We start from the raw sequence: 25,678 nt of genomic DNA on the forward strand, positions 1-25,678 counted from the left end.
AGCCATGAACGACACCCCCCTGGGCGGCATCCGTATCGAAGGCCTGCGCAAGGTCTATGGTCAAGGCGACACGGCCGTGGAAGCGCTGAGGCACGTGAACATGCAGGTGGCGCCCGGCGAGGTAGTGGGCCTGGTCGGCCCCTCGGGTTCGGGCAAGAGCACACTGCTCAAATGCCTGGGCGCCATCATCGAACCCACCAGCGGCAGGATGACGCTGGGCAACGAAGTCATCTACGACAACGGCTGGAAAGTCAAAGACCTGCGCGCGCTGCGGCGCGACCGCATCGGCTTCGTGTTCCAGGCGCCGTATCTGATTCCGTTCCTGGACGTGACCGACAACGTGGCGCTGCTGCCGATGCTGGCGGGCCTGTCCAATGCGAATGCGCGCGAACGCGCGCTGGAACTGCTGACTGCGCTGGACGTGCAGCACCGCGCCAGCGCCGAGACATCGCAGCTCTCCGGTGGTGAGCAGCAGCGCGTGTCCATCGCCCGCGCGCTCGCCAACAAGCCTCCGGTCATATTGGCCGACGAACCCACCGCGCCCCTGGACAGCGAGCGCGCGCTGGGTGTGATGCGCATCCTCAACCAGATGGCGCGGCGGGCCCACACCGCGATCATCGTCGTCACACACGACGAAAAGATCATCCCGACTTTCAAACGGATCTACCACATCCGCGACGGCCAGACAGTGGAAGAAGCCGGCGAAGGCCTCGCCCTGGATGACCACGGGAACGACACCCCCTCTTGAACGGGAGAACCGCCATGACTTCCCACCGTCCCCTGAAAGTTCTCGCCGCCGTGGCCATGGTGTTCGGCGCGCTCACGGTGTTCAGCGGCGGGCAGGGCCTGTTCGGCCCGGCCGACACCCGCGCGGCCCTGGGCCACACGGTGGGCTTCGTGCTGTGGTTCAACTTCCTGGCCGGCTTCGTCTATGTGGTGGCCGGGCTGGGCCTGTGGCTCGGCCGGCGCTGGGGCCTTTGGCTGGCCACCGCGCTGGCGCTGGGCACCGCGCTGGTGGCCATCGCCTTTGGCGCGCACGTGCTGGCGGGCGGCGCCTTCGAGATGCGCACGGTGGGTGCGCTGGCGCTGCGCCTGGGCTTCTGGGTCCTGGTGGCCGCCGTGGGCTGGCGCCGGGACGCCAGGGCCTGAGGCTCAGGCCAGGCCCTGGCTGGTCGCGAACACCGCCGCCTGCACGCGCGAGCTCAGGCCGAGCTTGCGCAGGATGTGCTGCACGTGGATCTTCACCGTGGTCTCGGCGATGTCCAGTTCGCGCGCGATCAGCTTGTTGGAATCGCCGCGCGCGATCAGCAGCAGGATCTCGCGCTCGCGCGGCGACAGCAGGTCGGCGCCGGAGGCGGCCTCGCGCGGCGCCTCCAGCGGCACCGGCGCACTGACTGGAGCCGCCGCGGGCGGGGCGGCGTTTGCGACCGACGGCCGCGAGCGGAACACCGCCACCAGCTTGGTCATCATCTCGGGGCTGATGACCGACTCGCCGTCCATGACCTTGATGATGGTCTCGCAGAGCTGGTCGGACTCCACCGTCTTGAGCAGGTAGCCGTCGGCCCCCGCCTGCAGCGCGGCGGCCAGGTCGTTCTCGTTCTCGCTCACGGTGAGCATGAGCACCCGCGCTTCGGGCGCGGCCTCCTTGAGCGCGGGGATGGCGTCCACCCCGCGCACGCCGGGCAGGTGGTTGTCCAGCAGGATCACCTGCGGCGGCCGGCGCTGCAGGCAGCGCAGGGCCTCGCCCACGTCGCCGGCCTCGGCGGTGACGGTGAAGCGCTCGTCCTGCTCCAGCAGCGCCTTGAGGCCGCGGCGGAACAGGGTGTGGTCGTCGACGAGCAGCAGCTCGATGGAAGAGGTCATGGGGTGGTCAGTACGGATTCGGAGAGGTCCAGGCCCGCCGTGCCCGTCCCGACGGCGGTCACCGGGTTCCTGGGCAGCGTGAGCGTGACGGAGGTGCCCTGGCCGCGGCGAGATTCGATCTGCACGGTGGCGCCGATGCGGTCGGCCCGCTCGCGCATGATTTTCGTGCCGACATGGGTCTCGCCGCGCTGCTGCGCGGTGTCGAAACCGCTGCCGTTGTCGCGCACCACGAAGCGCCACTGTTCGCCCTTGTGCACGTCCAGGCTCACGTGGCTGGCGCCGGCGTGCTTGCGCACGTTGGACAGCGCTTCCTGCACCACGTGCAGCACCTGCACCTGCACGTCGGCCGGCAGCGGCAGGCCCTCGCCGTCGAGATGCAGCCGCGTGGGCAGGCCGGTCTGGTGCTGGAACTTCTGCAGCGTCTCCTGCAGCGCAGCCTCGATGTCCCCGGTGTTGGTGCGGGTGCGGAAGTGCACCAGCAGCTCGCGCACGTCGCTGATGCTTTCCTTGAGACCGGTGTCGAGCTCGTCCAGCGTGGACTGCACCTTCTCGGGCTGCTGCTTCTGCACCGCGCTGCGCAGCAGCTGCGCCTGGATCTTGAGGAAGGCCAGCGACTGGGCAATGGAGTCGTGCAGCTCGCGCGCCAGCAGCGCACGCTCCTCGCCCACCGCGGCCTCGCGCTCCAGCGCCGCCGCGCGCAGGCCTTCGAGCGCGCTGGCCAGGTGGCTGGCGAGCGCGTCGAGCAGCTCGGTCTCGTCGGCATTGAGTGCCACCTCGCTGCGGAAGAACAGGTCGATCTCGCCGATCACCCGCTGCTGCAGGCGCACCGGCACGCTCACCAGGTTCTGGTAGCCCACGCGCGCGCAGTGGCGCATGGGCGCGGCCTCGTGGCTGTGGATGGGGATGACGCGGATGCGCGCATCGGGCTGCAGGTTGCCGCAGGCGCACGCGCCCGCGATCAGGCTGCGCTCCTCGGCCTGCATTTCCTGCGGAAAGCAGTCGGAGGCGAGCATCAGGTAGCGCTGGTTGGCCTCGTCGGACCAGCGCACCGCCACAGCATCGGCCTTCATGACCGCGCGCACGCGCTGCGAGAAGCCCCTGGACAGTTCCTCGATGGTGTTGGCCTTGGCCAGGAAGGCGCTGACCTCGTAGAGCGCTTCCAGCCTCGCGCGCTGCGCCTCGATGCGCTGCGTCTTGGCCTGCACCTTGGCCTCCAGTCCCTGGTAGAGCGACTGCAGCGTGGCGGCCATGCGGTTGAAGCCCGCCGCCACCTGCCCGAACTCGTCCTGCGTGTCCACGTCGATGCGGGCACCGAACTGACCGCCCTCCACCTGCGCCAGACCCCGCCGCAGATGGGCCAGCGGGTTGATCACATAGAGATAGCCGGTATAGAGCATGACCACCGCCCCGGCGATGGCCAGCGCCATCATGGCGAACTGGAACAGGTTGAGCAGCGCGGTGAAACCCGCGAGCTGGTGCTCGATGGACAACACCAGCCGGTCGATGGCCATGACAAATTCGTCGGCCGAGCGCAGCAGCACCGGATCGCCCGGCTGCAGCGGCGAGGTCCAGAGGGCACGCTGGACCCGCCAGAGCTGTTCCACCGCGGCGAACTCGCGCGCCACGTCCGGGTCCCAGGGCACGAACAGGGGGCGCGACGGATCGCCCTCGCGCAGCACGCCCAGGCTCTGGTGGAACTGCTGCACCAGCGCCTGCACCTCCGCCGCCGGCCGCTGGGCCTGCACCGCGCTGGTCAGGCGCCAGGTCTGCATGCGCATGCGGCCGGCCTCGTTGACTGCGGCCGCACCGCCCTCCAGCTGCCAGGTCACCCACAGCGTGAGCCCGATGGACGCGAGCGCCAGCACCAGCAGCGCCGCCCCGATGCGGATCAGTTTGGTGGAGAGGGAAGCGTTGGGGCGCATGGCTCGGCACTGTACCCGTTCGATCAGCGGGAGCAACAGGGTCTTTGAACGACAGACATTAAGATTCATGTACTCTGCATCTTTTAGGTGGCACCGGCCTTTCCCATGAGCATCCCTTCCCCCGCCGCGAATGCGCAGCCCGGCGGCTCGCTGTACGAGAGCCGCATCAAGATCTACCCGCGCTCGGTCACCGGCGTGTTCGCGCGCTGGCGCTGGGTCATGGTGTGGGTGACGCAGCTGTTCTTCTACGGCATGCCCTGGCTGCAGTGGAACGGGCGCCAGGCCCTGCTGTTCGATCTGGAGCAGCGCCGCTTCTACGTGCTGGGCCTGGTGCTGCAGCCACAGGACTTCATCTACCTCGCCGCCCTGCTGGTGATCAGCGCGCTGGCGCTGTTCTTCTTCACCGCCATCGCCGGGCGCCTGTGGTGCGGCTACAGCTGCCCGCAGACGGTCTACACCGAGATGTTCCTGTGGATCGAGCGCAAGACCGAGGGCGACCGTTCGGCCCGCATGCGCCTGGACGCCCAGCCCTGGTCGCTGAACAAGCTCTCGCGCAAGGGCGCCAAGCAGGCCGGCTGGATCGGGCTGGCGCTGCTCACCGGCTTCACCTTCGTCGGCTTCTTCCATCCCATCCGCGAACTGGCCCCTGCCCTGCTGAACCCGGCGCAGTCGCCCTGGCTGTGGTTCTGGGTGCTGTTCTACGCCGCCGCCACCTACGGCAACGCCGGCTACCTGCGCGAGCAGATGTGCAAGTACATGTGCCCCTACGCCCGCTTCCAGAGCGCGCTGATCGACATGGACTCGCTGGTCATCGCCTACGACAGCGCGCGTGGCGAACGCCGCGGTCCGCGCTCGCGCAAGGCCGAGGAACGCCCCGCCGGCCTGGGCGACTGCGTGGACTGCACCCTGTGCGTGCAGGTCTGCCCCACCGGCATCGACATCCGCAACGGCCTGCAGAACGAGTGCATCGCCTGCGCCGCCTGCATCGACGTCTGCGACGACGTGATGGACAAGATGGGCTACCCCCAGGGACTGATCCGCTACACCACAGGCAATGCCGTGGCGAAGGGCTGGAGCGCGCGCCAGATGCTGCGCCGGGTCTGGCGCCCGCGCGTGCTGATCTACGGCACCCTGCTCGCCGGCCTCACCGGCGCATGGCTCTGGAGCCTGGGACACCGCAGCGACGTCGACGCCGTGCTGATCAAGGACCGCGGGGCGCTGGCGCGCATGGTCGACCGCGGTGCGATCGAGAACACCTACCGCCTGCAGGTGACCAACAGCCAGGAGACGGCGCGGCGCTTCCGCCTGGCGGTGGACGGCGTGCCCGGCCTGCGCATCGATTCGGCCACCACGCTGTCGGTGGAGGCCGCCGGCAGCGCCTCGGTGCCCCTGCGCCTGGTGCTGCCGGCCGAGGCGGCCCAGCCACACGCCGGCCAGACCCTGCGCGCCACGGTGTCGGTGACCCCCGAGGGGGCGGAGGACGGGAACGAACGGGCGGTGCGCATCGACGCCGCCTTCATCGTTCCCCGCTGAGGCCTGCGCCGGGCTCGTTCTTCCGGAAGCCCGGACTCGTCCAAAGGAAATATGCATCTTCGATGCTTTTTATGGCTCAATACATGCATCAGAAATGAATATTTAAAGGACGCCCATGAACACCCTCACCACCGAACGCCCCATCGAGCAGCAGGCCATCGGCCAGATCGCCGTCGACCTGCCCGGCGCCACCGCCATCTTCCGGCGCCTCAAGCTGGACTTCTGCTGCGGTGGCCAGGTCAGCCTGGGCGAGGCCTGCGAACGCAAGGGGCTGGACACCGCCCGCGTGGTGGCCGAACTGGCCGCGCTGCGCCGCGACGACGCCGCGCCGGAAACGCCGGACGCCAACGCGCTGATCGACCACATCCTCACCCGCTACCACGCGGTGCACCGCGAGCAGTTGCCCGAGCTGGTGCGCATGGCGCGCCGTGTCGAGGCGGTGCACAGCGACCACCCGGACGCACCGCACGGCCTGGCCGAGCACCTGGAGATCATGGAGGTCGAGCTGCTGGAGCACATGGAGAAGGAAGAGCAGGTGCTGTTCCCGGCCATCGAAGGCGGTGGCTCCGGCCTGCAAGGCCCGATCACCGTGATGCGCGACGAGCACATCGGCCACGGTGAACATCTGGAGCGGCTTGCGGCGCTGACCCACGACCACACCCCGCCGCAGGGCGCGTGCAACACCTGGCGCGCGCTCTATGCCGGCACGGCGCAGCTGACCAACGACCTGATCAGCCACATTCACCTGGAGAACAACGTGCTGTTCCCGCGCTTCGGCGCCTGAGGCCGGCACCGGTCACATCGGGCCACAACCCACTTCAGAGCGCCCGTCTCTCCATCCGTCCCGGGCGCGGTGAATAGCGTGTCAGCGCATCCAGGGCTTCCACCTCGACCTGCGCGCGCCGGCTGCCGTAGACCTCGGCCTTGAGCCAGGCCAGCTCTTCGGCCAGCGCCGCTTCGCTGCCCAGGCTGCAGAACCAGACCTTGGCGTCGCCATCCCAGCGGTAGCCGCGGGCCTTGAGCTGGTCCTTGCTCTCGAAGGGCGAGCCGGTGGCCCGCAGCTTGTAGCTGGGCTGGGCGGCCGCGGCCATCAGGCGGGCCAGGCCCGTTCCGCTGCCATCGGCCTGCGGGCTGGCGAGCACCTGCAGCAGCGCGTGGCAGTCGACCAGCGCCCGGTGCGCGTCGTAGAACCAGCCCTGGTCCTGCGCCAGAGCGCCGAGCTTGGCCGAATCGGCGCCCTGCGCTTTCCAGTCGATGTCGGCGAACGAGCAGGCCCAGCGCTTGTGGGCAAAGCCGGGAAACCGGGCCTCGACAAAGGGCCGGTCGAAGCCGGCGTTGTGCGCCACCACCAGATCGGCGCGGTCGATCAGGGCCTGCACGCGCGCATCGTCCAGCCGCTGACCGCGGACCATGTCGTCGTTGATGCCCGTGACCTGTTTCGCCACCTCCGGAATGGGCATGCCCGGGTCTTCAAAGCCCTCGAAGGTCTCCACCGGGCCGAAGGGGCGACCGGAAGCGGCGTCGACCGACACCAGCAACAGGGCCAGCTCGATGATGCGGTCGCTGGCGTGGGACAGGCCGGTGGTTTCGGTGTCGAGGATGAGCACGCGCACAGCGGCCTGGGGCACGGCGTCGGTGCCCGCAGGAACCGGAGGTCCGTAGTCCGGCACCGGCACCAGGCGGCGCAGCACCTTGAAGTCGGGGTGCTGTTCCAGCTGCCGGGCCATGTCTTCGGGTGTGAGTGGCTGGGCGGCGTCGGCCACAGCGGGCGGGGCATTGCGCCCCTGCGGCGGCTCGAATTCGAAGCTGAGTTGGCTCATGAAGAAAGGCCACTCATCGGGCCGCGGGCCATGAAAAACCCACGCAAGTCATTGAGGTGGCGCGGCTGGCGGGGATCGAACCCACGACCCTTGGCTTCGGAGGCCAATACTCTATCCACTGAGCTACAGCCGCGCATGCTTGGAAAGCCCGCCATTGTCTCACATGCGCCCGGCGGCACCGGCCCACCGCCGCCGCGCCGCGCCACCGGCACAAGACCCGCATGCGTGGCCCGATTGCCAGTATTTTTTGTATCTTTATTACTGTGCAAACCATTGCACCAGTCGGGTTTTCCCGAGGCGTAAATTTGTTGTTTTTAGACAGTTACGTAACAGTTACGGGGCATTTCTTCAGGGTTTCTACCGAATGCAACCGTTTGCATCAATGGTCGAATTCGGTGGCTTTCCCGACCGGTGTTGTACGTTCAAACATGAAACATCGGTACAGGAGAGAGTGGTTCACAACATTCACACTCCGGAGTACCTCATGCAACAGAGCTTCAAACTTGCGGCCGCCGCCGCCCTTTGCGCCACCGCTTTCGCCGCCCATGCCGACATGACCATGGACGCCAACCTGGAACTGGACACCACCTACCAGAACAAGGTGGAAGACGCTTCCAACGCCCGCGACAGCGACCTGAACATGGGCGGCCGCGTGGAGTTCAACGTGGGCGGCAAGGCCACCAACGGCGACGCCTTCGTGCAAGCCCGTGCCAGCCTGCTGATCAAGAAGGACGGCGACACCGCCACCGATGACATGTGGGTCCAGTTCGGCAACGCCGCCGGCGACGTGAAGATGGGCCGCTTCGAAGCCATGGACCTGTTCCCCCTGGGCAAGGACACCCTGGTCGAGAACAGCGGCTACGGCGGCTACCGCGCCAACCGCCTGCGCGGCCGTTTCGGCAAGGACACGGTGCACATCGCCCCCGGCTTCAACGCCGGCCCGGCCCGCATCGAAGTCGGCCTGGTCTACAGCAAGGAAGCCGGTGAGGCCCGCGGTGTCCGCCCGGCCGTGAGCTTCGGCTCCGGCCCGGTGACCGTGCGTGTGGGTGTCGAGTCCGTCAAGGTGGTCGGCGGCACCGAGAGCACCAACGGCGCCGGCGTGTCCCTGGGCTACGCCCTGTCTTCGGACAGCAGCATGAACGTGAACTTCGCCAAGATGGAAGACGACAAGTCCGTCGGCCTGAACGGCACCTTCGGTCCGGCCGGTTTCGGCCTGATCCTGGACAAGGGCGCCAACGGCGCGAAGAACAACACCTTCTACGCCGCCTACTCGCTGCCGCTGTTCGGCGTCAAGGGCGCGACCATCACGCCGGCCCTGAGCTTTGCCAAAGGTGGCTCCGGCACCAAGGGCCAGACCGCGGCCCGCGTGCGCATCAATTACGCGTTTTGATCGGGGGTTCCCGATCTTTCCGGGGTGAGAGATCCTGAAAGGGTGATCGATCCCATTTCCTCTCGGCAATCAGAGTTGGCCCGGGCGTCGCAAGGCTCCCGGGCTTTTTTTCCTCTTCACCCGCCCGATCGTTATCGGGTGAAATAATCTGCCGATGCCTCGCAAGCCAGCCGCCCCCGCCCCCGACGATTCCACGCCCTCCGCACAGGCACCCGCCCGGGGTCGCAAGCGCATGCAGATGGCCGACATCGCCCGCCTGGCCGGCGTGTCGGCGTCCACCGTCTCGCGCGCCCTCAGCGGCAGCCCGCTGATTCCGCAGGCCACCCGCGAGCGCATCACCGAACTGGCCAATTCCCTGGGCTACCGCGTCAACGTCGGCGCGGCCAACCTGCGCAAGCGCGGGGTACAGACCATCGGCGTCGTCATCCTGGGCGACAGCATGCAGATGATCTCGGACCCGTTCCTGCTGAGCATCCTCGGCTCGGTGGCCGACACCCTGGACGAACGGGGCATGAGCCTGCTGCTGACGCGCCTGAAGGCCGACCGGCAGCACGTGCTGTCGGACCTGGTCGAGAGCGGCCAGGTCGGCGGCCTGATCGTCATCGGCCAGCTGACGCTGCACGACTACCTCAACGAACTGACGCGCAACGGCTTCCCGATGGTGGTCTGGGGCGCGCCCCTGCCCGATGCGCTGTACCCGGTGGTCGGCGGCGACAACGCCATGGGCGGCTACCTGGCCACGCGCCACCTGATCGAAAAGGGTTGCCGCCGGATCGCCTTCTTCGGCGACATCACCCACCCCGAGGCCGGCCAGCGGTACCTGGGTTACACCCGCGCACTGGACGAGGCCGGCATCGCCATGGACCCCCGCCTGCTGCAGTCCTTCCTGTTCGGCGACTCGCGCATCCGCGAGGTGATCGACGGCTGGCTCAACCAGGCCACCCCCTTCGACGCCATCTTTGCCTCCAGCGACGTCACGGCCATCTCGCTCATGGGCTCGCTCAACGAGCGCGGCATCACCGTGCCGGCCGACGTCAAGCTCGTCGGATACGACGACATCGCGCTGGCCGAGCACGTGCACCCGACCCTGACCACCATCCGCCAGCCCACCGGACAGGCCGGCCGCGCGCTGGTGGACCTGCTGTTCGAGGCCCTGGCCGGCCAGCCTCGGCGCTCCATCGTCCTGCCTGCCTCGCTCATCGTGCGCGAGAGCAGCGCCTGAAGGGTATCGTGCCCCCACGCTCCGCCGCTGCGCGGGTCGCTGCCCCCCGAGGGGGCGCGAACTCAGCTCGGGGCGGCCCAGCGCTGAGTTCCCTGCCCCCACGCTCCGCCGCTGCGCACCTGTTTTCGTAACCCACTTGTTCCTGGGACATAGGGCAAACCCCATAATGCAATCGATTGCATTGGTGATGTAATTTTGTGACGGTCAGGCGTGCTGACCGGTTCCGGCCAGTCGCTTCATGACGGCCGACACGAAAGGTTTCTACCCATGGCGCAGTCCGGCTTGCGTTTGCGAGGCATCAAAAAAAGTTACGGGCGCGTGGACGTCATCCACGGTGTCGACCTGGACATCCAGCCCGGGGAATTCGCGGTATTCGTCGGCCCTTCGGGCTGTGGCAAGACCACGCTGCTGCGCATGATCGCCGGCCTGGAGGACATCTCCGGCGGGGAGCTGTCCATCGGCGAGCAGGTCGTCAACGACCTGCCGCCCAGCGAACGCGGTGTCGCGATGGTGTTCCAGAGTTACGCGCTCTACCCCCACAAGACGGTCTACGACAACATGGCCTTCGGCCTGAAGATCGCCAGGCTGCCCAAGGACGAGATCGACCGCCGGGTGCGCGAGGCGGCCGGCATCCTGCAGCTCACCGACTACCTGCAGCGCCTGCCCAAGGCGCTCTCGGGCGGCCAGCGCCAGCGCGTGGCCATCGGCCGCGCCATCGTGCGCAATCCCAAGGTGTTCCTGTTCGACGAACCGCTGTCCAACCTGGACGCCGCCCTGCGCACCAAGATGCGCGTCGAACTGGCCACCCTGCACCGCCGCCTGGGCGCGACCATGGTCTACGTGACGCACGATCAGGTCGAGGCCATGACCCTGGCCGACAAGATCGTGGTGCTCAACAAGGGCCGCATCGAACAGGTGGGCGCGCCGCTGGAGCTCTACCACCGCCCGGCCACGCGCTTCGTGGCCGGCTTCATCGGCTCGCCGCAGATGAACTTCATCGAAGGCGCCTACGCCCAGGCGCAGGGCGCGCACTGCGTGGGCGTGCGGCCTGAGCACCTGCACCTGGCGGCCGACGGCCCCATCGAAGGCACGCTGCGCCACGCCGAGCAGCTGGGCAACGAGACCTTCGCCTACATCGACGCCGGTGCGCTGGGCGAGCTCACGGCGCGCGTCGACGGCTCGGTGGCGGTGCGGCCGGGCGAGACGCTGCGCCTGGGCCACCGCAGCGAGCACCTGTACCGCTTCGACGCCGCCGGCCTGCGGCTCTGACCTCACCCCCGTTTTCACCCCGCTTTGCGGATGGGCCGCGAAGCTTCACTCTGGAGACAAGCACGATGTTCAAAACCACCACGATCGCCGGTGCCGCCGCGCTGGCGCTGGGCACACTGGGCGCCACCGCCCACGCCGCCGACTACAAGGGCCCCGACCTCAAGGGCGAGACGATCACCGTCACCTGCCCCTGGACGGGCGCGGAGGAAGGCTTCTTCAAGAAGGTGGTCGCGAACTTCGAGAAGGCCACCGGTGCGACGGTGAAGCACTCGTGCTCGCAGAGCTCCGAGCAGCAGATCGTGATCGACATCAAGGCCGGTTCGCCGTCCAACATCTCGGTGTTCCCGCAGCCGGGCCTGGCCGCCAACATGGCCGCCATCGGTGGCCTGGTGCCGCTGGGCGACAAGGCGCGCGACTGGGTCAAGACCAACTACGCCGCGGGCAGCTCCTGGGCCGACCTGGGCACCTACAAGGGCAAGGACGGCAAGAGCAACTTCTACGGCCTGTTCTTCAACGTCAACGTCAAGAGCCTGGTCTGGTACATCCCCGAGAACTTCAAGGAGAAGGGCTACAAGGTGCCCAAGACCATGGAGGAGTTGCAGGACCTGACCAAGAAGATCGCCGCCGACGGTGGCAAGCCCTGGTGCATCGGCCTGGGTTCGGACGCCGCCACCGGCTGGCCCGCCACCGACTGGGTCGAGGACATGATGCTGCGCACCCAGAGCCCGCAGGTCTACGACGACTGGACCAGCAACAAGATGAAGTTCAACGACAAGCGCGTCGTCGAGGCCATCGAAGCCTACGGCTGGTTCGCCCGCAACGACGCCTACGTGGACGGCGGCGCCAAGGCCGTGGCCACGGTGAGCTTCAAGGACAGCCCCAAGGGCATGTTCGGCTCGCCGCCCAAGTGCTACATGCACCGCCAGGCCTCGTTCATCCCGGCCTTCTTCCCCGAGGGCAAGGCGGCCGACGCCGACTTCTTCTACTTCCCGGCCTACAAGTCCAAGAACCTGGGCAACCCGGTGCTGGGCGGCGGCACGATCATGACGATCACCAAGGACAGCAAGGGCGCCCGAGCCTTCATGGAGTACCTGCAGCACCCGCAGGCCCACGAGATCTGGATGGCCGAGGACGGCTTCCTGACCCCGCACAAGGGCACGGACCTGGCCAAGTACAAGACCAAGGCGCAGCGCAAGCAGGGCGAGATCCTGCTGAACGCGACCACCTTCCGCTTTGACGGCTCCGACCTGATGCCCGGCGCCGTCGGTGCCGGCAGCTTCTGGAAGGGCATGGTCGACTACTCGGGCGGCAAGTCGGCCCAGGCCGTGGCCGACGACATCCAGAAGAGCTGGGACGCGTTGAAGTGACCCCCTGAGCAGAACAGACACGGACGGACCACCATGACCGACTCCATCTTCCAGACCTTGTTGGCCGTGGCGGTCAGCGTCGGTGTCTGCCTGCTGTACTTCGCGGGCAGCAACTGGCTGCTCGACAACGTGCTGGCGCGGCCGTCCATGCCGCGCCAGCGCCGCGAACGGCTGCGCGCGGGCGTGCGGCCCTGGCTCTTCATCGCGCCGGCCCTGCTGCTGCTGGGCGTGTACCTGGTCTACCCGTTCTTCGAGACCCTGCGCCTGAGCTTCATGGACGCCACCGGCGAGGGCTTCGTCGGCCTGTCCAACTACGCCTGGGTGTTCACCGACGAGAACTTCCTCATCACCATCCGCAACAACTTCCTGTGGCTGCTGGTGGTGCCGGCCGCGGCCACCGCGCTGGGCCTGATCGTCGCCGTGCTGGCCGACCGCGTCTGGTGGGGCAACGCGGCCAAGACCCTGGTCTTCATGCCGATGGCGATCAGCTTCGTCGGCGCCAGCGTGATCTGGAAATTCGTCTACGACTTCCGCGGCCCCGAGAACGACCAGATCGGCATCCTGAACGCCATCGTGCAGGGCATGGGCCTGGAACCCCAGGCCTGGGTGACGCTGCCGTTCTGGAACAACTTCTTCCTGATGGCGATCCTGATCTGGATCCAGACCGGCTTCGCCATGGTCATCCTCTCCGCCGCGCTGCGCGGCGTGCCCACCGACACCATCGAGGCGGCGCGCATCGACGGCGCCACCGAGCTGCAGATCTTTTTTGAAATCATGATCCCGCAGGTGATGTCCACCATCCTCGTGGTCTGGACCACCATCACCATCACCGTGCTCAAGGTGTTCGACATCGTGATGGCCATGACCGGTGGCCAGTGGGACACCTCGGTGCTGGCCAACCTGATGTACGACTGGATGTTCCGTGGCGGCGGTGACTACGGCCGCAGCTCCACACTGGCCATGGTGCTCATGCTCGCCGTGATCCCGGTGATGGCCTTCAACATCCGCCGCTTCCGCGCCGAGGAGGCCCAGCGATGAAACTCAAACTCTCTCCCACCGCGCTGGCCGCCCACGCGCTGCTGCTGGTCATCGTGCTGGCCTGGGTGCTGCCCACCTTCGGCCTGCTGGTCTCCAGCTTCCGCGACCGCGAACAGATCGTCAGCAGCGGCTGGTGGACCGCGCTGTCGACCCAGACCCGCCCCGACATGCGCCGCACCGCCGGCGAGCAGAGCGTGGTGAAGGACGGCGACAAGTTTGTCATCGCCGGGCGCCTGTTCCCCGAGGGCAACGCCACGCGCCTGCAGCGCTTCTCGATGAAGTCGTCCGACCCCGGCGAACACCCGGTGGGCCAGACCATCGAGCTGGGCGACGCGCAGATCTTCGACGACGAAGATGGAAAGCCCGACGGCACGGTCACCGTGGCCGCCGACGGCCAGTACCGGCTGGTGCTCAACCAGCCGTATGAGAGCGAGCGCGGCGTGCGCATCTTCTACGTGGCCGAGACGCCGCCGAGCTTCACCGCCACCAACTACCAGAAGGTGGTCGACTCCGAGGGCGTGGGCAACGCCTTCCTCAACACCTTCAAGGTCACCATCCCCGCCACCTTCATCCCGATCCTGATCGCGGCCTTTGCGGCCTACGCGTTCAGCTGGATGGAGTTCCCCGGCCGCCGCTGGCTGTTCGTGGTGGTGGTGGGCCTGCTGGTGGTGCCGCTGCAGATGTCGCTGATCCCGCTGCTGCGGCTCTACAACGACGTGGGCGAGAGCATGGGCGTGGCGTCCAAGTCCTATCTGGGCGTGTGGCTGGCGCACTCGGCCTTCGGCCTGCCGCTGGCGATCTACCTGCTGCGCAACTACATCGCCTCGCTGCCGCGCGACATCATCGAAAGCGCGCGCATGGACGGCGCCACGCACTTCCAGATCTTCACCAGCATCGTGCTGCCGCTGTCGGTGCCGGCGCTGGCGAGCTTCGCGATCTTCCAGTTCCTCTGGGTCTGGAACGATTTCCTCGTGGCCCTAGTGTTCCTGGGCAAGTCGCCCGACCAGGTGGTGCTGACCATCAAGCTCAACGACCTGCTGGGTTCGCGCGGCGAGAGCTGGGAAATCCTGACCGCCAGTGCCTTCGTCTCCATCGCGGTGCCCGTGGCCGTGTTCTTCTCGCTGCAACGCTTCTTCGTGCGCGGCCTGCTCTCAGGCTCCGTCAAATAACCCATGACCGATTCCCTCCAGTTTCCCCCTTCGTTCGAATGGGGCTGTGCCACCGCTGCCTTCCAGATCGAGGGCGGCGCCCTCGAAGGCGGCAAGCTCCCCAGCATCTGGGACGACTTCTGCGCCCAGCCCGGCCGCATCAAGGATGCCAGCGACGGCCTGGTGGCCTGCGATCACTTCCACCGTTTCCGCGAGGACGTGGCGCTGATGGCCGATCTCGGATTCCGGCACTACCGCTTCTCCATCGCCTGGACCCGCGTGGTGCGCGAGGACGGCAGCCCCAACCCCGAAGGGCTGGACTTCTACCGCCGCCTGCTCGACGCGCTGCACGACAAGGGCATCACGCCCAACGCCACGCTGTTCCACTGGGACCTGCCGGCGCAGCTGCAGCGCGCGCACGGCGGCTGGCTGCACCGCGACACCGCCCAGCGCTTCGCCGAGTACGCACAGATCGTGGCCCGCGAGCTGGGCGACCAACTGCCGCGCGTGGCCACGCTCAACGAACCCTGGTGCAGCGCCTTCCTGGGCCACGACATCGGCGTGTTCGCGCCCGGCGTGCAGGACCGGTCCTCGTCGCTGCTGGTGGCGCACCACCTCATGCTGGCGCACGGCCTGGGCCTGCAGGCCTGGCGCAGCGTGCGCAGCGACACGCAGCTGGGCATCGTGCTCAACCCCGAGCTGTGCGACCCGGCCAGCGATGCACCTGCCGATGTGGCCGCAGCGCGGCTGGCGGAGCTGGAGCGCAACGACGTATTCCTCAACCCGCTGTTCGGCCGCGAATGGCCGGCCGAGATGATCGAACAGATCGGCGCATTCGCCGAGCAGCGCCGTCCCGGCGACCTGGCCATCTGCGCCCAGCCGCTGGACTTCATCGGCCTGAACTACTACACGCGCTCCATCGCGCAGGCGCCGCAAAGCGCCGCCGAGCAGCGCCGCGGCTACCGCTTCGTGCCGCCCGACCCGCAGCGCCCCGACCTCACCCACATCGGCTGGGAGATCTACCCGCAGGGGCTGGAACGGGTGACGCGCAATCTGCTCGCAAAGTGGCCGCTGCCTCCTATCTGGATCACCGAAAACGGCGCGGCCGACAACACGCCGGTGGAGGCCGGCGGTTGCGACGACCGCCTGCGCCTGAGCTACCTGCAATCGCACCTGACCCAGCTCGCGCAGATGGTGGCCAGCGGGCTGGACATCCGCGGTTACTACGTCTGGAGCCTGCTCGACAACTTCGAGTGGGCGCACGGCTACACCCAGCGCTTCGGCGTCGTACACGTCGACTACTCCACCCAGCAGCGCACGGCCAAGGCCAGCGCGCGCTGGCTCCAGCAACTGATTTCTTCTCCGCAAACATGAGCAACAAGGCACCCAACAACGGCTGGTGGCGCGGCGGCGTCATCTACCAGATCTACCCGCGCAGCTTCCAGGACTCCAACGGCGACGGCATCGGCGACCTGCCGGGCATCACGCAGCGGCTGGACCACATCGCGGCGCTGGGCGCCGACGGCATCTGGATCTCGCCCTTCTTCAAGAGCCCGATGAAGGACTTCGGCTACGACGTCAGCGACTACAACGATGTCGACCCGATGTTCGGCACGCTGGACGACTTCCGCGCCCTGGTGGCGCGCGCCCACGCGCTCGGCCTGAAGGTCATGATCGACCAGGTGCTCTCGCACTGCAGCGACCAGCACCCCTGGTTCGTGGAAAGCCGCAGCAGCCGCGACAACCCCAAGGCCGACTGGTTCGTCTGGGCCGACCCCAGGGACGACGGCAACCCGCCCAACAACTGGCTCTCGATCTTCGGCGGCAGCGCCTGGCAGTGGGACACGCGCCGCTGCCAGTACTACCTGCACAACTTCCTGACCAGCCAGCCCGACCTGAACTTCCACCACCCCGCCGTGCAGGACGCGCTGCTGGACACAGTGAAGTTCTGGCTCGACCTGGGCGTGGATGGCTACCGGCTGGACACGGTCAACTTCTTCTTCCACGACGCCCAGCTGCGCGACAACCCCGGCCGCGGCGCACCGGACCGCAGCAACCCCGACCCGGCGGTCAACCCCTTCAACCCCTACGGCTGGCAGCGCCACGTCTACGACAAGAGCCGGCCGGAAAACCTGCCCTTCCTGCAGCGCCTGCGCGCCCTGCTCGACCAGTACCCGGACACCACCATGGTCGGAGAGATCGGCGACGACGACGGCCTGGCCCGCGTGGCCGAGTACACCGCGGGCGGCGACAAGCTGCACATGGCCTACTGCTTCGACCTGCTGGGCGAGGCGCACGACGCGCCCTTCCTGCACGGCTTCCTGACCCGCTTCAACACCATCGTGGGCGACGGCTGGCCCTGCTGGGCGCTGTCCAACCACGACGTGGTGCGCTCGGCCACGCGCTGGGGCGGACCGAACCCCGACCCGCGCCTGCTGCGCCTGGCCGCCGCCTTCCAGGCCAGCCTGCGCGGCACGGTCTGCCTCTACCAGGGTGAAGAGCTGGGCCTGCCCGAGGCCGAGCTGCGCTACGAGGACCTGCAGGACCCCTACGGCATCACCATGTGGCCCGAGTTCAAGGGCCGCGACGGCTGCCGCACGCCCATGCCGTGGTCCGGCGACGCGCCGCATGCCGGCTTCACCACCGGCGACAGGCCCTGGCTGCCCGTGGCCGAGGCGCATCGCGCGCTGGCGGTGGACCGCCAGGCCGGCGCGCCGGACTCGATGCTCTCGTTCTTCACCCACCTGCTGCACTGGCGCCGCCAGCAGGTCGCCCTGCGCGAAGGCCGCCTCACCCTGCTGCCCGCGCATCCGCAGGTGCTGGCCTTCATCCGGCAACACGACACCCAGACGCTGCTGTGCGTCTTCAACTTCAGCGATCAGGTGGCCAAGCTGGCGCTGCCCGAGGACTGGCGCAGCGCCACGGTGCTCGACGGCAGCGGCCTGCCGGGCGCCCGGCTGGAAGGCGACTGCGTGCGCTGCGAACCCTACGGGGGCCTGTTCCTGCACCGCACCTGACCCGCGGGACAGGCTCCCGAGTTGGGCGACACTGGCGGCTGTGGCCGGCCATCACCGGCCGGAACGCCATTGCCATCCCCTCAGGAGCCCACATGAGCATCCAGACTGTCGCCACCACCCCGTTTGCCGGCCAGCTGCCGGGCACCTCCGGCCTGCGCAAGAAGGTCACCGTGTTCCAGCAGCCGCACTACCTGGAGAACTTCGTCCAGGCCCTGTTCGACGTGCTGCACGGCGACGCGCCGGCCGCGGGCCAGACCCTGGTGCTCGGCGGCGACGGGCGTTTCCACAACCGGGCGGCGGTGCAGACCATCCTGAAGATGGCGGCCGCGCGCGGCTACGGCCGGGTGCTGGTCGGCCAGGGCGGCATCCTGTCCACGCCGGCCACCAGCGCCGTCATCCGCCGCCGGGGCGCCAGCGGCGGCATCATCCTCTCGGCCAGCCACAACCCCGGCGGCCCCGACGGCGACTTCGGCATCAAATACAACGCCACCAACGGCGGCCCAGCGCCCGAGAAGCTGACCCAGGCGATCTACGAACGCACGCAGACGCTCGGCCAGTACCGCCTGAGCGACGCCCCCGACATCCCGCTCGACGCCCTGGGCACGCACATGATGGAAGGCATGGCGATCGAGGTGATCGACCCCGTCGCCGACTACGCTGCGGTGCAGCGCGAGCTGTTCGACTTCGCCGCCATTCGCCGCCTGTTCGCCAGCGGTTTCCGCCTGCGCTACGACGCCATGTGGGCGGTCGGCGGGCCGTATGCCAAGGCCATCATCGAGGGCGAGCTCGGCGCCCCGGCCGGCACCGTGGTCAACGCCGAACCGAAGGAGGATTTCGGCGGTCTGCACCCCGACCCCAACCCGGCCTACGCCGACGACCTGATCGCCCACCTGATGGCGCCCGACGCGCCCGACATGGGGGCGGCCTCCGACGGCGACGCCGACCGCAACATGATCCTCGGGCGCGGCTTCATCGTCTCGCCTTCCGACAGCCTGGCCGTGCTCACCGCGCACGCCACCAAGGTGCCGGGCTACGCGAGCGGCCTGGCCGGCGTGGCACGCTCCATGCCCACCTCCACCGCCGCCGACCGCGTGGCGAAGGCGCTGGGCATCGCCTGCTACGAAACGCCCACGGGCTGGAAGTTCTTCGGCAACCTGCTGGACTCCGACAAGATCACGCTTTGCGGCGAAGAGAGCTACGGCACCGGCTCGAACCACGTGCGCGAGAAGGACGGCCTGTGGGCCGTGCTGTTCTGGCTCAACCTCGTCGCCGTCACCGGCCAGTCGGTCGAGCAGCTGGTGCGCGGCCTGTGGGCCGAACACGGCCGCTGCGTCTACTCGCGGCACGACTACGACGGCATTCCCACCGAACGCGCCAACGCTCTGATGGCCGAACTGCGCGCGCAGCTGCCGACGCTGGCCGGCCAGACCTTCGATGGGCATCGTCTGTCGCCGGGCCGCCCCAAGACAGACGGCGCCCCCTCGGGGGGCAGCGAACCTCGCGAAGCGGAGAGCGTGGGGGTGACCATTTCGTGGGCCGACGACTTCGCCTACACCGACCCGGTGGACGGCTCGGTCAGCCAGAAACAGGGCGTGCGCGTGGTGCTGGAAGACTCCTCGCGCGTCGTGTTCCGCCTCTCGGGCACCGGCACCGAAGGCGCGACGCTGCGCGTCTACCTGGAACGCCACGAACCCGACGCCTCGCGCCACGACGTGCCCGCGCAGGAGGCGCTGGCGCCGCTGGTCGCACTCGCCCGCACCCTGGCACGCATCGAACACCACACCGGCATGGCGCAACCCACCGTCATGACCTGATCCCCTGCCCCAGCGGGGCCGCCAGGCAGCGGGCCGTCAGGGTCGGCTGGCTATAATTCGCGGCTATTTGCCCTGTGCAGGGGCCCCACCCCCAACAGACCGACTCGCCATCCGAGGAACCCATGAGCGACCACGCGCACGACTCCCACACCGGCCCGATCAAAACCCCCGCCCAGTTGCTCTGGACGTCGTTCTTTTTCTTCGTGGCACCCGTTTTCGTCATCATCGGCCTGGTGTACTACGTCACCTCGGACACCAAGCCGGCCGCCGGCGCGGTCGACCCCGAGCTGGCCACGGCCATGCGCATCCAGAAGATCGGCTCGGTCGAGCTGCGCGACGCCAACCGTCCGCTGGCCACTGGCGAAGCGGTCTACACCGCCCAGTGCTCGGCCTGCCATGCCACCGGCGCCGCCGGTGCTCCCAAGTTCGGCGACGCCGCCGCCTGGGCCCCCCGCATCGCCACCGGTTATGAGGCCCTGCTGAACTCGGCCCTCAAGGGCAAGAACGCCATGGGGGCCCAGGGTGGTGGCGCGTTCAGCGACGTCGAGATCGGTCGCGCCGTGGTCCACCTGGCGAATGCCGCCGGCGGCAAGTTCGCCGAGCCGCAGGCCCCGGCAGCAGCCGACGCCGCGGCTGCTCCGGCCGCTGAAGCCGCTCCCACGGCTGCGCCCGCTGCCGCCCCGGTGGCCGCCGCGCCCGCTGCTGCGGCCGTGCCCGTCGCCGGCGCTGGTGAGGCTCTGTACAAGCAGGCTTGCTCGGTCTGCCACGCCGCCGGTGTGGCCGGTGCGCCCAAGTTCGGCGACAAGGCCGCCTGGTCGGCGCGCGTCGGCCTGGGTCTGGACGGCCTGACCGCCAGCGCCATCAAGGGCAAGAACGCCATGCCGCCCAAGGGCGGTTCCACCGCCTCCGACGCCGACATCAAGGCCGCCGTCGAGTACATGCTGACCGCTGTCAAGTAAGGCGCAGCGCCCCACTAAAAAGCCGGTCACTTGACCGGCTTTTTTTGTTGCCCGCGCCGGGCTCAGGCCCAGGGGCCCGGCCCCAGGGCGCGCTGAGGGCTCCGCACGAACGCCCAGCGCTGCGGCAGGCTGTCCGCCGCCACCGGCTCGGGCTGCCAGGCGCCCTGCTCCACCTGGTCGGCCGCCTGCGCCATGTCGCTGGTGTGCACCAGCCCCAGGCCCAAAGCGGTCACGAGGTACAGGCGCCCGGCCTCGTCCAGCAGGGCGCGCTCCACGGCGCCGGCCGGCGCACCGGTGTGGGCCAGCACCGAGCCGTCGGGCTGCAGGCGCCAGATCCAGGGTGTGGCTTCGAGTTCCACATAGACCCGCTGCGGTCCGTTCTGGAAAAACCACCGGCCCTGTTCGTCGGGCATGTAGTTGCGGCCGATGAAGGCGATCAGCTTGTCGTGCAGCAGGCGCGAGCCCTTGACCGGCGCCACGCCTTCGCTTGGTTCAGCGGCGAAGGGGCCGGAGCGCTGGCAGCGGTCGTCGCGCATGTACCAGTCACCACGCGCGTCCAGCCCCAGCCAGCCATGGCAGTCGGGCACGTTGGGCCATTTGGCGAGCGCGGCCTTGACGATGTCGTCCACGGGGTGTCCTCAGCGGTGGGCCAGCAGCCAGTGACCGACCGCCGCCGGCATGGCCATCACGTGGCCGGGCAGGCCCAGGGGCGGTAGGGACACGGGAAATCCCACGTGCCCGCCCTGCGCCGGCTGCCAGAGCGTGACCTGGGGACCGGCCTGGCGCGGTGTGGGCAGGGAGTCGGCGGGCACGAAAGGGTCGTTGAGCGCATTGAGCGCCAGCGCCGGCACGCGGATGTCGCTGAGCACCGGCTTGGCCGACGCGCGGGCCCAGTAGTCGTCGGTGTCGCGAAAGCCGTGCAGCGGTGCGGTGAAGAGGTTGTCGAACTGGTAGAGGTCGTTCGCGGCCAGCAGCGCCTCGCGGTCGAACAGGCCCGGGTGCTGCTCCAGCTTCTTCAGCGCCTTGGGCACCATGGTGGAGAGGAACATGCGGGTGTAGACCAGCCGGTTGAAGCCGCGCCCGATGGCGTGACCGCCCGCGGCCAGATCCAGCGGCGAACAGACGGCGGCCACCGCCCGCACCGTGCGCCCGGCCTCGGTGCCCATCTCGCCGGCCCAGCGCAGCAGCGCGTTGCCCCCCAGGGACACCCCGGCCGCCAGCAGCGGGCGCCCCGGGTGTGTGGTGGCGAAGCGGCGGAGCATCCAGTCGATTTCCTGGAAATCGCCCGAGTGGTAGGCGCGCGGTGCCAGGTTCAGCTCGCCCGAGCAGCCCCGGAAGTGCGGCACGGCCAGCACCAGGCCTTCGCGGGCTGCGAAGTCGGCAAAGGCCACCGCGTACTGGCTGGCCGAGGAGCCCTCCAGCCCGTGGAACAGCACCAGCAGAGGCGCATCCGGCGACGCCGCGTGGGTGGTGGTGTCCACGTCGACGAAGTCTCCGTCGGGGGTCTGCCAGCGTTCCCGCCGCCATTGCGGGGCGGCACCCGCATGGCGCCGCGCAAACAGCGCTGCCCACAGGGTCTGGGCGTTGCCACCCGGCAGCCACCAGGGAGCCGTGTAGTCGAAAGCTGGGGCCGCCATGTTCAATGCAGCACCGGCGGCGTGCTCAGGGCGTCCGCCGGCTCGTTGCGGCTGCCCGGGCTGGCGTGGTGGGCCACCATGCGCCAGCCGTGCACGGTCTTGGCATAGACGTTGGTGGCCAGCACCCAGGCGTGGGCCGGTCCGTCGTCGCTCATCACCTCGATGCGTTCGATCACGCTGTGCACGCTGCAGCCACCGGCGTCGATGCGGCGCGCCCGCTCGGGTTGCACGCGCACGCCGCCATTGGCCAGCAGGGCCTCGAACGCGGCCCGGACGGCAGAGTGGCCGACCAGGCGCTGTCCGCCCGGGTGCACGCAGACGATGTCCTCTTCATCGGCCCAGCAGGCCATCAGGCGCTCCAGGTCGCCCTGGTGCAGGGCCTCGTAGAAAGCGGCTTCGGTGTCGTCCGCGGTGCCTGGGGAGAACTTGGGGCGGGGCATGGAGGGTGCAGGGACGTGGTCGGAGACTCAAATGCGGGCACTATGATAGGTCTTTGCCCCCAGGAGTGACCATGAAGCGCCGTCTGTCCCTCGCCTCCCTCGTGCTCGCCGCCACCCTCGCACTGTCCGGCTGCGGATACAACGAGTTCCAGAGCCTGGACGAACAGAGCAAGTCGGCCTGGGCCGAGGTGCTCAACCAGTACCAGCGCCGCTCCGACCTCATTCCCAACATCGTCGCCACCGTCAAGGGCGAGGCGAACTTCGAGCAGGAGACGCTGACCAAGGTGGTCGAGGCGCGCGCCAAGGCCACGTCGATCCAGGTCACGCCCGGGATGCTCAGCGACCCCGAGGCCATGGCGAAGTTCCAGGCCGCGCAGGGCGAACTGGGCAGCGCGCTCAGCCGCCTGATGGTGGTGGTCGAGCAGTACCCCAACCTCAAGGCCAACCAGGGCTTTTCCGATCTGCGCGTGCAGCTCGAAGGCACGGAGAACCGCATCACCGTGGCGCGCAACCGCTACATCGAGGCGGTGCAGTCCTACAACGTGCTGACCCGCAGCTTCCCGACCAACCTCACCGCCATGGTCTTCGGCTACAAGACCAAGGAAGGTTTCAAGGTCGAGAACGAGGCCGCCATCAGCGCGCCGCCCAAGGTCGACTTCAACAAGCCATGACGCTGCGCCGGGTCCGCGCGCTCGGCCTGGGCGTGCTCTGGCTAATGTGGGGGGCGCTGGCCTGGGCACAGGCCGTGCTGCCCGTGCCCGAGCTGCGCAGCCGCGTGATCGACCAGACCGGTACGCTGGACCCCGCCCAGCAGACCGCGCTTGAGTCCCGGCTGGCCACTTTCGAGACCCAGCGCGGCACCCAGATCGTGGTGGTGCTGGTGCCCACCACGCAGCCCGAAGACATCGCCGACTACACCCAGCGGCTGGGCGATGCCTGGAAGCTCGGGCGACAGGACGTGGGCGACGGCGTACTGTTCGTGGTGGCCAAGAACGACCGGCGGGTGCGCATCGCCACCAGCAAGACGCTGGAGGGGGCGATTCCCGACCTGGTGGCCCGCCGCATCATCGACCAGGCGGTCACGCCCGCCTTCCGCCGCAACGACTTCGCGGGCGGCATCGAAGCCGGCATCGACCAGATCATGGTCCGCCTGTCCGGCGAAAACCTGCCGTTGCCCGAGGCCGGCTCCGCACCGGAGGACGCCGGGTTCGCTCCGATGGACCTGCTGATCTTCCTGGTCTTCGCGGTGCCCATGTTCTCGGCGGTGCTGCGCAGCCTGTTCGGCAACAAGCTGGGCACCCTGCTCACAGGCGCAAGCGCGGGCGCCATCGCCTGGGTGCTCACCGCGGTGGTCTGGATCGCCGTGGGCGCCGGCCTGCTCGCCATGCTCGCTGCGCTGTTCTTCCAGATGCTGCCGTCGATGCCGTCGTCCGGTCGCGGGCGTCGGGGCGGCGACTGGGGCGGTGGTGGTTTTGGCGGGGGTAGCCATGGTGGGGGATGGAGCGGCGGCGGTGGCTTCAGCTCGGGCGGTGGTGGCAACTTCGGTGGCGGCGGCGCCTCCGGCAGCTGGTGACGGCCATGAACAAGCTGCTTCGTATCCTCCGGCACCGCTGGCTCGACAGCCGCGACTCCCGCAGACTGATTCCCGACGACATGGCGCTTCGGCTGTCCCGCCGCATCACCGCCAGCGAGGCGCGCCACAGCGGCGAGATCCGCCTGTGCGTCGAAGCCGCCCTGCCGCTGTCCTACCTCTGGCGCCTGGGGAACGGGTCCACCGTCCGCCTGCTGGCGCGGGAACGGGCCCTGAGCTGGTTCGGCCGGCTGGGCGTCTGGGACACGCAGGACAACAACGGCGTGCTGATCTACCTGCTGCTGGCCGAGCGTTCGATCGAGCTGGTGGCCGACCGCGGGCTGAGTGCCCGTGTGGACCAGGCGCGCTGGCAGGCCATGGTGGACCGCCTGGCCGGCCAGCTGCGTCATGGAGCCTTTGAGGACGGGCTCACCCAGGCCCTGGAGGAAGTGTCGGCGCTGCTGGTGGAGTTCTTTCCAACCGAGGCCGGCGCAACCAACCCCAACGAATTGCCCGATCTGGTGGTTCGGGCCTGAGACTCAGCCTTCCCCGGAACTGCGGCCACCGCGACCGGTGCGGCTGTTCATCACCACCTGCAGCTCCTGCTGCAGGGCCTTGTTCATCTGAGCGAAGGTGCGCAGCTTGCGCGTGGTCTCGCGCAGGCGGTCGGCCATGCGTTTGGAGATCGCGAGCAAGAGGCGGGCCCCGACCGCCGGGTCGGCCTTGAGCAGGCGCCGCAATGCAGCCCGGGACAGCACGGCGGCCGCCACATCGGTGATGGCTGCGCAGGTCGCCGACCGTGGCGAGCCGTCCAGCACCCCCATTTCACCGATCAGATGCCCCGGACCGATCACGTTGACCACCATGCTGCCATCGGCGCCGGGCATCTCGCTCTCGACCGAAATATCGCCTTCCAGGATCAGCATCATGTAGTCGTTGCCGCGCAGCTCCCCCTCGTGGATGAAGACCGTACCCGCGGAAATCAGCTGCGGTTTCATGTAACCCACCACCCGCTTGGCATCGGCCAGCTTCAGGTCATCCAGGGCCGAAGGCGTGACGAGCAGGCGGGCGGCCACCTCTTGAGGCGGCAGGTCCGGTCGTTCGGAAATCGAGGGCATGGGCATGGGTGTCCGGAGGTCAGAGTGGAGATGATTTCACCAGCATCCCCGACAGGCCACAGGGCGGCAAAAAAAAACCGGCTGATGCCGGTTTTCTTCATGAGGCGTCCGCGGGGCAGATCACTTTTTCTGACGGTACTTGCGCAGCGCCGCGATCTGCGCCGCCATGACCGCCAGCTCCGAGGTGGCTTTGGCCAGATCAATGTCGCTCTTGGCGTTCTTGACAGCCTCTTCGGCGGCCTTGCGGGCCTCGCTCGCCTTGGCCTCGTCCAGGTCGTGGCCGCGGATGGCGGTGTCCGACAGCACGGTCACGCAGTTGGGCTGAACTTCCAGAATGCCGCCGGCCACGAACACGAACTCTTCGCCGCCGTCGGCTTTTTCGATGCGCACGGCACCGGGCTTGATGCGCGTGATCAGCGGAATGTGGCCGGGCAGGATGCCCAGTTCACCCGCCTCACCCGGCAGGGCCACGAACTTGGCCTCGCCGGAGAAGATGGACTCTTCGGCGCTGACCACATCGACGTGGATGGTGCTCATATTGACTCCTGTGA

General features: G+C 68.5%; 25 protein-coding genes and 1 tRNA gene. 17 read left to right on the forward strand and 9 right to left on the reverse strand.

The window, feature by feature from the left end:
* The first annotated feature begins 4 nt into the window (after window positions 1-4).
* Together DD542_RS17235 and DD542_RS17240 are read left to right on the forward strand one after the other, a co-directional pair.
* Window positions 5-748 (forward strand): ABC transporter ATP-binding protein, encoded by a 744-nt coding sequence (locus DD542_RS17235; RefSeq protein ID WP_127806485.1) that lies wholly within the window; start codon window positions 5-7, stop codon window positions 746-748.
* 14 nt (window positions 749-762) lie between these two features.
* On the forward strand, window positions 763-1,149 hold the full coding sequence (locus DD542_RS17240) for a hypothetical protein (RefSeq protein WP_127806486.1): 387 nt from the start codon (window positions 763-765) through the stop codon (window positions 1,147-1,149).
* A 3-nt stretch (window positions 1,150-1,152) separates the two neighbouring features.
* On the opposite strand, the gene DD542_RS17245 is transcribed toward DD542_RS17240, so the two are convergent.
* The gene (locus DD542_RS17245; protein WP_066157555.1) at window positions 1,153-1,863 is read right to left on the reverse strand and encodes a response regulator; all 711 of its coding nucleotides are present in this window, start codon (window positions 1,861-1,863) and stop codon (window positions 1,153-1,155) included.
* On the reverse strand, window positions 1,860-3,785 hold the full coding sequence (locus tag DD542_RS17250) for a type IV pili methyl-accepting chemotaxis transducer N-terminal domain-containing protein (protein WP_127806487.1): 1,926 nt from the start codon (window positions 3,783-3,785) through the stop codon (window positions 1,860-1,862). Before DD542_RS17250 ends, DD542_RS17245 begins: the two co-directional genes overlap by 4 nt.
* A gap of 105 nt (window positions 3,786-3,890) precedes the next feature.
* Between DD542_RS17250 and ccoG the strand changes: the two genes are divergently transcribed.
* Both ccoG and ytfE read left to right on the forward strand, forming a co-directional pair.
* The gene (ccoG, locus tag DD542_RS17255; protein ID WP_127806488.1) at window positions 3,891-5,318 is read left to right on the forward strand and encodes a cytochrome c oxidase accessory protein CcoG; all 1,428 of its coding nucleotides are present in this window, start codon (window positions 3,891-3,893) and stop codon (window positions 5,316-5,318) included.
* Window positions 5,319-5,433: 115 nt separating this feature from the next.
* Window positions 5,434-6,102: an iron-sulfur cluster repair protein YtfE gene (gene ytfE, locus DD542_RS17260; RefSeq protein ID WP_127806489.1), complete on the forward strand. Its 669-nt coding sequence runs from the start codon at window positions 5,434-5,436 to the stop codon at window positions 6,100-6,102.
* A 34-nt stretch (window positions 6,103-6,136) separates the two neighbouring features.
* On the opposite strand, the gene DD542_RS17265 is transcribed toward ytfE, so the two are convergent.
* Together DD542_RS17265 and DD542_RS17270 are read right to left on the reverse strand one after the other, a co-directional pair.
* Window positions 6,137-7,138 (reverse strand): 3'-5' exonuclease, encoded by a 1,002-nt coding sequence (locus DD542_RS17265; protein WP_127806490.1) that lies wholly within the window; start codon window positions 7,136-7,138, stop codon window positions 6,137-6,139.
* Between the two features lie 57 nt (window positions 7,139-7,195).
* Window positions 7,196-7,271: transfer RNA gene (locus DD542_RS17270), tRNA-Arg, on the reverse strand.
* Between the two features lie 351 nt (window positions 7,272-7,622).
* On the opposite strand from DD542_RS17270, the gene DD542_RS17275 reads away from it, so the two are divergent.
* From DD542_RS17275 to DD542_RS17320, 10 genes are all read left to right on the forward strand, one after another.
* Window positions 7,623-8,528 (forward strand): carbohydrate porin, encoded by a 906-nt coding sequence (locus tag DD542_RS17275; RefSeq protein WP_066157567.1) that lies wholly within the window; start codon window positions 7,623-7,625, stop codon window positions 8,526-8,528.
* Window positions 8,529-8,682: 154 nt separating this feature from the next.
* Complete coding sequence (locus tag DD542_RS17280) at window positions 8,683-9,750, forward strand: substrate-binding domain-containing protein (protein WP_241559583.1); 1,068 nt, start codon at window positions 8,683-8,685, stop codon at window positions 9,748-9,750.
* Between the two features lie 267 nt (window positions 9,751-10,017).
* Complete coding sequence (gene ugpC, locus DD542_RS17285; protein ID WP_127806492.1) at window positions 10,018-11,019, forward strand: sn-glycerol-3-phosphate ABC transporter ATP-binding protein UgpC; 1,002 nt, start codon at window positions 10,018-10,020, stop codon at window positions 11,017-11,019.
* A 65-nt stretch (window positions 11,020-11,084) separates the two neighbouring features.
* Window positions 11,085-12,386 carry an ABC transporter substrate-binding protein gene (locus tag DD542_RS17290; RefSeq protein ID WP_127806493.1) on the forward strand — a complete coding sequence of 434 codons (1,302 nt, stop codon included), beginning with the start codon at window positions 11,085-11,087 and terminating at the stop codon, window positions 12,384-12,386.
* Between the two features lie 33 nt (window positions 12,387-12,419).
* A complete protein-coding gene (locus DD542_RS17295; RefSeq protein WP_127806494.1) occupies window positions 12,420-13,424 on the forward strand; it encodes a sugar ABC transporter permease in 1,005 nt (334 codons plus the stop codon).
* Window positions 13,421-14,593: a carbohydrate ABC transporter permease gene (locus DD542_RS17300; RefSeq protein ID WP_127806495.1), complete on the forward strand. Its 1,173-nt coding sequence runs from the start codon at window positions 13,421-13,423 to the stop codon at window positions 14,591-14,593. Before DD542_RS17295 ends, DD542_RS17300 begins: the two co-directional genes overlap by 4 nt.
* A 3-nt stretch (window positions 14,594-14,596) precedes the next feature.
* Window positions 14,597-15,946 (forward strand): GH1 family beta-glucosidase, encoded by a 1,350-nt coding sequence (locus DD542_RS17305; protein ID WP_127806496.1) that lies wholly within the window; start codon window positions 14,597-14,599, stop codon window positions 15,944-15,946.
* On the forward strand, window positions 15,943-17,589 hold the full coding sequence (locus tag DD542_RS17310) for an alpha-glucosidase family protein (RefSeq protein WP_066157584.1): 1,647 nt from the start codon (window positions 15,943-15,945) through the stop codon (window positions 17,587-17,589). Before DD542_RS17305 ends, DD542_RS17310 begins: the two co-directional genes overlap by 4 nt.
* A gap of 92 nt (window positions 17,590-17,681) precedes the next feature.
* Complete coding sequence (locus tag DD542_RS17315; protein ID WP_127806497.1) at window positions 17,682-19,403, forward strand: alpha-D-glucose phosphate-specific phosphoglucomutase; 1,722 nt, start codon at window positions 17,682-17,684, stop codon at window positions 19,401-19,403.
* Between the two features lie 122 nt (window positions 19,404-19,525).
* Entirely contained in the window at window positions 19,526-20,362 is an 837-nt protein-coding gene (locus DD542_RS17320; RefSeq protein WP_079364224.1) for a c-type cytochrome, read from the forward strand.
* A 62-nt stretch (window positions 20,363-20,424) separates the two neighbouring features.
* Here the strand turns inward: DD542_RS17320 and DD542_RS17325 are convergent, their stop codons facing one another.
* Genes DD542_RS17325 through DD542_RS17335 form a run of 3 tightly spaced genes read right to left on the reverse strand, consistent with a single transcriptional unit; the run spans window position 20,425 to window position 22,439 of the window.
* A complete protein-coding gene (locus DD542_RS17325; RefSeq protein ID WP_079364223.1) occupies window positions 20,425-20,991 on the reverse strand; it encodes a DUF2946 family protein in 567 nt (188 codons plus the stop codon).
* A 9-nt stretch (window positions 20,992-21,000) separates the two neighbouring features.
* A complete protein-coding gene (locus tag DD542_RS17330; protein ID WP_079364222.1) occupies window positions 21,001-21,999 on the reverse strand; it encodes an alpha/beta fold hydrolase in 999 nt (332 codons plus the stop codon).
* A 2-nt stretch (window positions 22,000-22,001) separates the two neighbouring features.
* Complete coding sequence (locus DD542_RS17335; protein ID WP_066157599.1) at window positions 22,002-22,439, reverse strand: nuclear transport factor 2 family protein; 438 nt, start codon at window positions 22,437-22,439, stop codon at window positions 22,002-22,004.
* 71 nt (window positions 22,440-22,510) lie between these two features.
* On the opposite strand from DD542_RS17335, the gene DD542_RS17340 reads away from it, so the two are divergent.
* Genes DD542_RS17340 through DD542_RS17350 form a run of 3 tightly spaced genes read left to right on the forward strand, consistent with a single transcriptional unit; the run spans window position 22,511 to window position 24,545 of the window.
* The gene (locus DD542_RS17340) at window positions 22,511-23,110 is read left to right on the forward strand and encodes a LemA family protein (protein ID WP_127806498.1); all 600 of its coding nucleotides are present in this window, start codon (window positions 22,511-22,513) and stop codon (window positions 23,108-23,110) included.
* Window positions 23,107-24,012, forward strand: a complete 906-nt coding sequence (locus tag DD542_RS17345; protein WP_127806499.1) for a TPM domain-containing protein — start codon at window positions 23,107-23,109, stop codon at window positions 24,010-24,012. Before DD542_RS17340 ends, DD542_RS17345 begins: the two co-directional genes overlap by 4 nt.
* 5 nt (window positions 24,013-24,017) lie before the next feature.
* Entirely contained in the window at window positions 24,018-24,545 is a 528-nt protein-coding gene (locus tag DD542_RS17350; RefSeq protein WP_127806500.1) for a TPM domain-containing protein, read from the forward strand.
* A 3-nt stretch (window positions 24,546-24,548) separates the two neighbouring features.
* Here the strand turns inward: DD542_RS17350 and DD542_RS17355 are convergent, their stop codons facing one another.
* Together DD542_RS17355 and DD542_RS17360 are read right to left on the reverse strand one after the other, a co-directional pair.
* Complete coding sequence (locus tag DD542_RS17355) at window positions 24,549-25,127, reverse strand: cyclic nucleotide-binding domain-containing protein (RefSeq protein WP_079364725.1); 579 nt, start codon at window positions 25,125-25,127, stop codon at window positions 24,549-24,551.
* 120 nt (window positions 25,128-25,247) lie between these two features.
* Window positions 25,248-25,664 (reverse strand): F0F1 ATP synthase subunit epsilon, encoded by a 417-nt coding sequence (locus DD542_RS17360; RefSeq protein WP_066157615.1) that lies wholly within the window; start codon window positions 25,662-25,664, stop codon window positions 25,248-25,250.
* Between the last annotated feature and the right edge of the window lie 14 nt (window positions 25,665-25,678).

It is taken from the genome of Hydrogenophaga sp. NH-16 (assembly GCF_004006415.1).
Classification (GTDB): Bacteria; Pseudomonadota; Gammaproteobacteria; order Burkholderiales; family Burkholderiaceae_C; genus Hydrogenophaga; species Hydrogenophaga pseudoflava.